General features: G+C 50.5%; 5 protein-coding genes and 1 pseudogene. 3 read left to right on the top strand and 3 right to left on the bottom strand.

Annotated elements, in window-relative coordinates; translation table 11 throughout:
* Positions 1–796 precede the first annotated feature (796 nt).
* Positions 797–3,991 (top strand): autotransporter domain-containing protein, encoded by a 3,195-nt coding sequence (locus Q0072_RS00290; RefSeq protein WP_298324093.1) that lies wholly within the window; start codon positions 797–799, stop codon positions 3,989–3,991.
* Positions 3,992–4,590: 599 nt separating this feature from the next.
* Here the strand turns inward: Q0072_RS00290 and Q0072_RS00285 are convergent.
* Positions 4,591–6,006 carry a flagellar hook protein FlgE gene (locus Q0072_RS00285; RefSeq protein ID WP_298324091.1) on the bottom strand — a complete coding sequence of 472 codons (1,416 nt, stop codon included), beginning with the start codon at positions 6,004–6,006 and terminating at the stop codon, positions 4,591–4,593.
* 7 nt (positions 6,007–6,013) lie between these two features.
* Positions 6,014–6,688 (bottom strand): FlgD immunoglobulin-like domain containing protein, encoded by a 675-nt coding sequence (locus Q0072_RS00280; protein WP_298324088.1) that lies wholly within the window; start codon positions 6,686–6,688, stop codon positions 6,014–6,016.
* A 252-nt stretch (positions 6,689–6,940) separates the two neighbouring features.
* Between Q0072_RS00280 and flgK the strand changes: the two genes are divergently transcribed.
* Together flgK and Q0072_RS00270 are read left to right on the top strand one after the other, a co-directional pair.
* The gene (flgK, locus tag Q0072_RS00275; RefSeq protein ID WP_298324084.1) at positions 6,941–9,055 is read left to right on the top strand and encodes a flagellar hook-associated protein FlgK; all 2,115 of its coding nucleotides are present in this window, start codon (positions 6,941–6,943) and stop codon (positions 9,053–9,055) included.
* 4 nt (positions 9,056–9,059) lie between these two features.
* A complete protein-coding gene (locus Q0072_RS00270) occupies positions 9,060–9,977 on the top strand; it encodes a flagellin (protein WP_298324080.1) in 918 nt (305 codons plus the stop codon).
* A gap of 160 nt (positions 9,978–10,137) precedes the next feature.
* On the opposite strand, the pseudogene Q0072_RS00265 reads toward Q0072_RS00270, so the two are convergent.
* Positions 10,138–10,314: pseudogene (locus Q0072_RS00265) on the bottom strand (ATP-binding protein); the annotation flags it as partial.
* Between the last annotated feature and the right edge of the window lie 166 nt (positions 10,315–10,480).

Raw genomic sequence — 10,480 nt, 5'->3', positions numbered from 1 at the left:
TCGAACCCAGCAGGCAGGAGGTTGGACGGTTTGAGGGCATTTTTCATGACGTTGATTCCCAGTGAAACCAGAGCCATCCCGCACCCAAACTACATCAAATTTGAGTCAGAGCCCTTTTTCAACGCCGGTTGACACTGGTAACTCCAATCTCCTACATCGACCCCGAATGGACAACCTACTGAAAGCTCACATCTAGACGCGCTTGAATTTAGCGTAGCCGCTCTCGGCGGCCTGCCTTTCGAAAAACGCCCGCCTCATTAACGCGCTTTCTGGCGCAAGACTACGCCCCTTAACAGCTCTTGTGTCCGATCATTACATGATCGATTTGCCCAATAGCCAAAACGGGGGTGTAAAAAATAATTCCATAATAGAATTTTTTGCCACGGATTTGCCCAAATCCCTGCATATGAAGATGAGGTCTGCTCGTCGCAGATTCTCCCCCCAAGAGAGATTACTGGGCCTCGCTTGTGTAGTGTTCAAACAAGCGGGGCTTCTTTTTCACAAAATTGGGTAAATGAATGTTGATTTATTTGACACATTCTTATTTGCTTGAATTGTTTTGAAATTTAATCAATTTTTTAAATACATTTTTGCGAATTTGAATTGAATGAAATAAACCCGAAAATCACAAGTGTAGATAGATTTGGCAGTTTATTAAACTATCAAATTTAATTACATGATCAACAGTTGTATTTTTAATTTTGCCTAAATACAACAAACGGTCAAAATATTGCACCATTGACTTGCGTTTTGTCTAAGATCGGCGGGAAAGATGTTAACATCCTCTAAGTACTTTATGTCGGCGGCTGTAATCAGCTTAGGGCTTAACGCGATGGCAACGCACGCGTCCTCTGAGACCAAAATTACTCAGGACGTTAAGACGCCCCTCTCCACATCGTCCAGCGGTGATCTGGTTTTGGATAAAAAGGCCACGCAAACGTTAAAGAGCGGGACTGGCATTTCGGTGGATTCCGACCACAAGCTCACGGTTGACGGGAAAATTGATATGTCCGCGTCTGCGGACAACTCAACGGGGATCCTGCTGAGCGGCAATCGCAAGAGCGAACTTACGTTCTCTGGAGAAATTGTGGTCACTGATGATTACACAGCCAAAGACACATTGAATAACGACAAAATCCCTGACGGACCTTTTGCTCAGGGCGTGGGTCGGTATGGCATCCGGTCTACAGGTCCTGGTGCGTTTAACGGTAATATCACGCTCAAAGCGGGAAGCAAAATACAGGTTGAAGGTAATGAGTCGTTTGGCGTATCGCTTGAAAATCTTTTAAATGGAAAGTTTTTTTCAAAGGCATCCATTTCAATATTGGGCGATCAAACCGTCGGTATTTGGATAAAAGAGGGCGCGACAGGCGATGTTTATTTAAGTGGATCCGTCAACGCCCAGGGAAAAGACACAAGGGCTGTCGTCCTAAACGGAATTTATAGCGGCCGGGTAAACATAGATGGAGTCTACACATCTACTGGTTATGCCACATTGGCGCCATATGGGCTTACTGCCGATCAGCTAAAAGCGCTGATGAACACGCCGTCAAACATGTACCAGTCGGGCGCAACGGTGACATTGGCTGGCACCTTCGAGCAGGGCGCGAGATTCAGCGGTAGGGTCAATAAAAAAGACGAGAAAAACACCGACGAGGACGGAAATGGTGTGCCTGACGCCGACCAGCAGGACTCTTCGATTACATCCTATGGAACAGCCCCTGCGCTTCTGGTTGGCTCTGACGCCACAGACACGATACTTAAGCCTCTCGTTTATACGTCTACAGGTACCCAAGCCCCGTCTACAAGGTACGGACTGCTACTCCAGGGTACCATAGCGGCCTATGGCGTTTTCCCCGGCTTCAGTGCGACCGGGTTGAAGATTGGTGGTTTTTCGCGAGATGTTTCGATCATCAATGGACTGGGTCTAACTGGAAGCATCACAGCAACAGCCGTTGCTGGTGACGCCAGGGCCGTTCTGATCGGTGGGCGTGCAAATGTTCCCACGATCGATATAGAAGGAGGCTCTATTCTTGCGACGGTCTCCTCTGTAACGACCCCAACAAAAAATGGCGATAAGACGACTTACACTACCGTCGGTCAAGGTGCGCATGCCATAGGTATCGATATCGCACCTGGTGCAAACGTTTCTTCCATCAACATCACAAAATCCTCTGGCGGAATTCAAGCCACCGCAACCGGCTCCACGACCCAGGCAACCGCTATCCTTGATCGATCCGGGACACTTTCTCGAATTGTAAACAGTAACACTATCATCGCCCGTATTAATGCGACGGACGACGACGGAGATGGCAAACCGGATGAGCTCAAAAACAGGCCCATTGCTATCGATGCCAGAGCAAACACGAAAGGCATTGAGATAGTACAAACGGATTTAGCGCCAAAAGACGATAAAGTGCCTCCACCTCTGATCTCAGGCGATATTCTCCTAGGATCCGGGGATGATCGCGTCACTATTGATGGAGGGATCGTTAATGGGAACATCGATTTCGGAGGAGGTACCAATCAGTTTTCTATAAAATCGGGCACTTATCTAGGCAAGATGAGTGGAACCGGAACCCTCACCATGGATCTTGCCGGAGGAACCACGGCACTCCTTGCGGGCTCACAGATCAATGCCACCACGCTCAAAGTGGGAGGAGCTGCGACTTTAGGCCTAGTTCTCGCCACGGATACACCGAACGTACCAATTATCAAAGCGACGGGGAGTGCCGTTTTTGAAAACGGGGCAACCCTTAAGGTATCTCTGGATAAACTCATCTTAACGCCCCAGACCTACACCTTGATGACGGCCTCCAGCATCTCGCTCGGTAATATTGGAACATCGTTAGAAGGTAAATCTCCCTACATTTATTCGACTACTCTCTCATTAGACTCGGCCAACAAGGTGTTGACTGCCAGCTTTCGATTAAAAACTCAGGCAGAGGGCAGGTTCACTTCCAACCAGTATGCTGCTTTTTTACCTGTTCTTGAGGCGGTAAAAAAAGACACCAACGCGACGGCTCTAATCATGTCTGCCACGGATAAAGAGACGTTCGATCAATTCTTTAATCAATTTCTTCCGGATTATTCTGGCGAAAACATACTCACCTTGTCCCAAGGAGCCGATACTGTTACACGTCAAATAGGTGCAATCGACCGTCTGCCGGAGGCGGACTCACAATACTGGCTACAGGAACGAGGTCTCAAAATTCGTCGCGACCGCGGCGAGACTTCAGGTTTTGACGCCACCAGTATCGTACTCTCAGGTGGCCGTGAGGTCCGCCTTGGGGGCCGTCAAGCTGTCGGAACTTACATCGAATATACCGCAGCGGCGCCACGGGATAGTTTTGCAATACGCGGGGAGCAGATAGGAAACTCGGACATTATTGTCGGTGGCTACTGGCGCATGGTGGCAAACGAGTTGAAGTTATGGTCCAATCTGGGCATGGGGTATGTCCGGATGCAGTCTGAACGCGAACTTTTGACGCCTCAAGTCGCCCGTACAGCTCGGGGAAAGTGGAACGGATATTCTTATAGCGCAGGGGCTGGGGTAGCATATAAATATGACTTGGGCGCTCTATCGCTTACCCCCCAAGCTTTTGTCAGTACCTATGCGCTGAAAGAAGACGCTCACCATGAAGTGGGAGGTGGTGACTTTTTCAATCTGTTTATTGAAGAGCGAAAGTCAAAGCTTACCTCAGGTACAGCGCTTGTAATCCTTAGCTATGAAATGGGCCTGATACAGCCCGAGGTCTGGATTGGCTACAAACAGAACTTCTCGGCTGAAATTGCAGATACCGTCGCAAAGTTCAAAGATGGATCACCCTTCGTTTTGAAAGGCGGGGATGTGGCCAAAGGTGGACCTGTCGCTGGATTCAGCATTGGTAGCAGCAATGAACTCGGCGGCTTGGCCATTGAAGCGAGCTTTGAGGACCTCGACGCGTATAAGACGTACTCCCTCACCCTGAGGACACGCTTTCGCTTTTAACAGTGTTCTTTTTTGACCTTCCCATATGTGCCTCTTTAATCGGGAGTATTGCGGGCAATCTGGGGTGATGGGATGGACAGCTCGCCAACAATGTGACTTTCGACAGGCACAGTTTGGCGCCTAAAACCGGGAGCGCGAGCCCTACATCCCAAACCTCAATCCTGAAGCTGCACGAGGCCAGAGTTCTTGTGTCCGACCTGTGCCCTAAATTGTCCGGCGCCAGCGTGAATGGGCAATGTTACGCCCGCCGATGCCTACTTCGGCAGAGCACAGGCCATCCTAAAACAACGGCAAAAGATCAAACTGAAAACTCTCGAACACCGCCGCTTGCAATACCAAAAAGCAGCGGCCTAATATCAACCCAATCCGAGGCCAAACCCTCCGCTATTTTGCAAACTCGATTGTCCCAATATCTTTGACGACGGACAGACGTGGCTGCCCTGACGACGCGCCTTCTTGAATAACATACCCTGCGTAACGCCAACGGTGCTGGATCAGCCTTTCGGTCGAGAAACGGAGGCATAGCTTCGGAATATCCATATGCATTGGGACAGCCCGTCTCGTATCGGACGGTTTGCCCCAATGCAGGAATTTTCCGCCTATCTCTTGAGGTTCAAAATCTCCTGGAGCATCTCATCTGCAGTTGTGATGATCTTAGAATTTGCGGAATATGCCCGTTGGGTCGTGATAAGAATAGTAAATTCCTCAGATAGATCTACGTCTGACCCTTCCAAGCTACCCACGCCCAAAAGCCCGGCGCCATTCTCTCCGGGAACCTTCAGCGTAAAAGCGCCCGACTCGTTAGACGCGATATAGGCGTTGTTTGACACCGGCGTGAGACCGTCGGCGTTTACAAAGGTGGCCAACGCAATCTGGGCAATCTCTCGCGTTGTTCCGTTCTTAAAGATTGCCGTTACCATTCCTTTATCGGAGATTTTGACATCATCCAGGCCGGAAAAAGGTGTCCCGTCGGCAGACGTCTGACTGGAAAATGCTCCACTGTTCTGCGTGAACGCGCCCGCCTTCCCCCCAAGCGTCAAAGCGACTTTTTGAGGTGACAAGCCAAGGCTACTATTCCAGTTGAAGTCGAGATTAAGAGCGCCCGTCCCCAATGACTTACCCGAGCCATCAACAATATCTTTAAGCTGGCCATTTGAATCAAAAACCATCCGACCCTTTGTGACGATCCCATTCTTGCTTGCTTCAGTCGGCGGGCTTACGGAAGGGTCCTTGACATCTGGGGACCAGATTTCAAATGCCCAGGAGTTCGCAGGCACGGGCGGAGTGGCCTTGGGGTCCGCATCTAGTTTAATCATAGATACAGTGAGTTTACGCTCCCCCCCTTTACTGTCTGACACGGAAATGGTTGCTTCATAATCAGGCGGAGTCCCCGTGGGCGGAGTCACTGATGCGTCATAAGCTGCTAAAGGTTTAGACGAGGGGTCTGCTAAGTAGGCTGCAGCTCCTTTTGAGGTAGGCTGCGTCGACTTCAGGTTCCCCGAAAGCTCGGCTTTCGTGGTGGGTTCAATTTTCGACAAGATTTTACCGATATTAATCGGTGTGAGCTTTGAAAGGTCCGACGCAGACACATTTGGCTTAGCCCCGGCATCCAAAGGCCATCCTTGGAGATAAAGACCGGCGGAATTTCGCAAATAACCTTCTTTATCCGGCGCAAATGAACCGTTTCTGGTAAAGAGGTGAGGATCGCTGGCGGTGGCGTCAGATTTTTGCGTGGCCAGGAAAAAGCCTTGACCATCAATACCTAAATCTAAGCCGCTACCTGATTTTTGTAGGGTGCCAAGCGATGAAATCATATGCCTGGTTGTAACGGTGACGCCTCCAGAGTTATAGCCGCCAAACTGGCTAGTGGACGTAACCAAAGAACTAAAATCAGTCCGGACACGTTTATACGCAGTCGTATTTACATTAGATATGTTGTTAGAAATTGCGGATAGCGCGGAAGCATTTGCCGACAAGCCAGCCATACCAGACTGCATCGAAGCATTCAGGGTCATATTTCACCTATTTGTTAGGAGTTTGGGGGTCTTTTACGCCGCTAACCTTAGAGAGCGGCACTAGAGTTGAGGCAACTTTAAGATAGATTTCGCCATTTATCTTTTCTATACCGGACACACGGTCTTGGAAGTAAACGGCATTCTTCACCTTGCCACCGGCAGCCGTTTCCGCCGTGACTTTGAGTGTGTAATCGCCTTGCGGAAGCGTCTTTCCAGACGCATCTTTTCCATCCCAAGTGAACGAATTCGTTCCCTTCGCCCCCTTGCCCACATCCGACCGGAAAACCGTATTGCCCTTGGCATCAACAACCTCGACGCGGACTTTCGCCGCGTCAGATTCGAGGTCATAGTTCCACGCAAGTGGTTTATCGGTGAAGGATTGCGTCGCCGAGTCAACGATTGCATTTTTCCCAATCATGTTCGCAGCGTTCGTGAGATTGCCCGCCTGCAGCCCTACGAGAGCAGTCAAAAGTTCGTTGGCCTTGAGTTGCTGCTCGACTGATGAATACTGAACCAGCTGACTGGTCCACTGGGTTGAATCCATCGGCGACAATGGGTCTTGGTTCTTTATCTGCGTAGTGAGAAGCGTCAGAAAAGTCTGATACGTCGCTGTGAGTTTTTTCTGAGCGCCGTTGTCGGTGCCCACATTGTTCTGGTTATTGAGATTTGGAGGATTGATCAAAGCGGACCTCCCGCGAAACCAGGACGAGCCTTCCAGAAGCCCATCCAGAACCGGGACTGCGGCGAACCTTCTGCGCAGCAATCATTTATAAAGGGCCGAATTGTGCGGCCCATGCAGCGGTAACACCCTTAGGGGCAATTAATTCGTTATTGGAATTAATTCTTTTTTAGAATTATACTGGAAATGTTAACGAGAGGTTTCCTGCCACGTTGAGCCGATTCGTCCCCCCACTTTCGGAAAGCGAGGAACGCAATGTCATTTAACTCCATCCTCAATATTGGGGCTTCCGGTTTACGGACGGCTCAGGGACAGTTAAAAATCACGTCCGATAACATTTCGAACGTTAATACACCCGGATACATCCGTAAGACCGGAAACCAGGAGGCTGTTGTTCATGGCGGCCAGGGAAGCGGGGTAAATCTTTCTGGCGTTAAACTCGCCGCAGATAAGTACCTTCAACAGGCGGCTCTGCGGGCCTCATCGGATGTCGGCCAGGCCCGAACCTTCCACGAACTCTTTGACCAAATCCAGAGCCAGTTCGGAGACCCGAGTGGGAATCGAGGTGTATTTAGCTTGGGCGATAAGGTTCTAGCTGGATTAACAAAAGCCGCGGAAACCCCTACCTCAGGTGCAGGTCGGCAAGAAATACTATCATCTCTGAAGACCTTTTTTGATGAAGGCGCCAGAGTTTCGCGTGAGATACAATCTGTCAGGAGCAGCGCCGACGCAAAAATTTCGTCCGCAGTCAAATCGATAAATGAATTAATAAAAAACATATCCGATGCCAATGCGACACTTGTTCAGGCTGCATCGGCAGGTAGCGATTCGAGTGCGGCGCAAATTCAACAGCAAACCTACATTCAAAGCTTATCAAAGCTTATTGACGTAGAGGTCAGCACCAATGCGAATGGGGGCGTTACGGTAAAGACGCCCTCTGGGGTCGTGTTGGCTGGCGATCAACGAGTTCAGCTCGATTATAGTCCAAAAACGCCCGTTACGGCTCAAACAGCGTTTGAGCCTATTATTTTGACGGGACCCAACGGCGAGAAACGCGCCTTTAACGCGGAAATCAGTGGCGGTGAGCTCCGGGGCCTTCTTGATGTTCGCGATAAAGAAGTCACTGGCCTGAGCGCTAAGCTTTCCGAGTATATGTCGACCTACGCGGATCAGTTAAACGCAGCGCATAACGCCTCTTCGGCGGTCCCCGCGCCGAAATCCCTCAACGGGAAGAAGATGGATGTTACCCTTGATGAAGCCATTCGCGGATTCAAGGGAAAGACTAATTTCGCCGTTGTAGACAGCAAGGGCGTAATCAACAAACAGGTTCAGATCGACTTCGACTCTCAAACCCTTTCCGTAGATGGCGGCTCCCCCTACCCATTTTCGCAGGATAGTTTCCTTGAAGATATAAACTCCGCGCTCGGAGGAAAGGCGACTTTAAACTTCTCTGGGAATTCGCTTTCTTTCCAGGCTGAGGATGGAAGCGGAGTTGCCATCGCAGATGATCCTAAAAACCCGGCATCGAATACAGGTAAGGGGTTTTCACATTTCTTCGGTATGAACGATCTCGTTCGCTCATCTGGCCCGCTCAATTACCAAACGGGGCTCAAGCCAGATGATTTTCATGGGTTTGACTCTGGCGCAATAAGCTTTCAGGTCAGACATCCAGATGGAAAAACGGAGTCAGTACAGTTCTCCCCACCGGCTGGCGGTACGATGTCGGATTTGGTGAATGCACTTAATGACCCAACCACAGGACTTGGCCAATTTGGAAAGTTCTCGCTAAGCGAGCAAGGGGAGCTTTCGTTCAAAAGCAGTTCTGTTCCTCCAGACACGCTCGGGATCACCTCCGATACGACGTCTCGCCTGGAAAGCGGCACGTCACTCTCCCGGATGTTCGGTCTGGGGGACGTACCTGCAGACCGCTCCCGTGAATTGACTGTAGCACCTGAGATTCTCGCAAATGCTGACCTGCTGTCATTGGCCCAGCTCAAATTAGATGCCGGGGCCGGAAAGAAGGCCCTCGTACCAGGAGATGGATCCGGCGCGAAGCTCTTAGCCAGCATAGGCACAAAATCCGTTACCTTTCGGCAGACAGGCTCAGACCCTGGCAAGGTTTCGACCTTAGCAAGTTACGCGGCCGACATTGCGGGGCGGATCGGAAGCATTAGTGCGAACGCAAAATCGATTTCAGAGCGCGCCGAGGCCTTGGGAACCAATGCGATTTCTCGTCGAGACAACGCACAAGGCGTAAATCTGGATGAGGAGCTTATAAACCTAACGACGTATCAGCAGGCCTATGGCGCGTCCTCAAGACTAATTCAGGCAGCTAAGGACATGTACGACGTCCTGTTGAACATGGTGTAATGAGATGAGAATTTCTACGGGACAAATATGGTCCAACGCCACGTCTGCATTGATGCGGGCACAACATGCCAAAGATACAGCGACTGTTCAGCTTACGTCAGGAAAAATTGCCTCTGATATCGGGGGATATGGCCAGGAAGCCGAGAGCCTTGTCTCGCATCAGTCTGCCCTTGCCCGTCTGGAAGGGTATCAGGAAGTCGCAAAGATTGTTTCTGAGCGCTTGGAAAGCCAGAATACTGCCCTAGAAAGAGCCGGCGACGGCGCTTCGGACGCAAAAGAAGCTATACTCAAGGCGATCGCCTCCCAATCTCTGGAGGGCCTCACTACGCAACTGGAGTCCAGTTACACAGCCTTTGTGGATGGGATAAACTACAAACATCAAGGCGACTATCTCTTCGGCGGCGGTAACGAGGCTCAATCTCCGTTAGCAGCTTCGAGTCTAGGGGAACTGGCTTCACTCCCTACCGGAAGCCTCTTCCGCAACGGCGCCGTGAAAAAGGCCTCAACTATCGACCAAGCCACGACCCTTCAGACAGGCCTGTTAGCCGGGGATATAGCAAAAGAGACGGTGGATGTGTTTAAGGACATTAAAACCTTTATCGACTCTAACCAGCCGATGACGGGCAAGATGAGCGAAACACAGAGAAAAACTCTGCAAGACCTCGCCAATCGAATGGGAAAAGCTTACTCAGGGATCGTCGATAAAACGGCTCTTAATGGTAATATGCAAAATGTGGTGGAGAACAGCCTATCGTCGTTGAAAGCGCAGTCAACGACGCTTACTAATATAATTTCTACTAAAACTGATGTTGACAAAGCGGAAGCATATACGAAGCTGCAACAGGCTGATACGTCAGTAAAAATAGCCGCTGAAATCGTATCAAACCTTAAATCTTCATCGTTATTAGATCTGTTGCGCTGATTAACGATATGGGTCTTTTTGTGAAAAGTGTCAAGGGCGACGCAAAATCCGGCCACGGGGCGGAGCAAAATCAGGCCAGTTGAGGCGCGCGTATGGGAGCGCCTGGAGGGCGTAGCCCGTAAGGGGCTCCCATACGCGGGCGGCCTGTTTTTGGGGGTGATTAGGGAGTAGGTCTGGCCTTGCGGGCGCGGCTATGGGCCAGACGATAGCTATCGCCATTCATCTCAAGGATGTTGACGTGGTGGGTCATGCGGTCCAGCAAGGCACAAGTGAGCCGCTCGGATCCGAAGGTTTCGGTCCATTCATCGAAGGGCAAATTACTGGTGATGAGGGTCGATCTCCACTATCAACATCCCGAGCTTGACCACCTGCTGAAAACTAGGTCAACGTTCGGACGTCTTTCGAGTTCGCGAAAGCTCCCTAGAGCCGTATCTGCCATGGCTGGACGAACAATGGGCGGACGGCCATCGAAATGGCGCTGAGCTTTGGCGACATCTTAAAGG

The organism is Asticcacaulis sp. (assembly GCF_027484505.1).
GTDB lineage: Bacteria > Pseudomonadota > Alphaproteobacteria > Caulobacterales > Caulobacteraceae > Asticcacaulis.
This window is presented reverse-complemented; position numbering and strand designations above follow the sequence as displayed.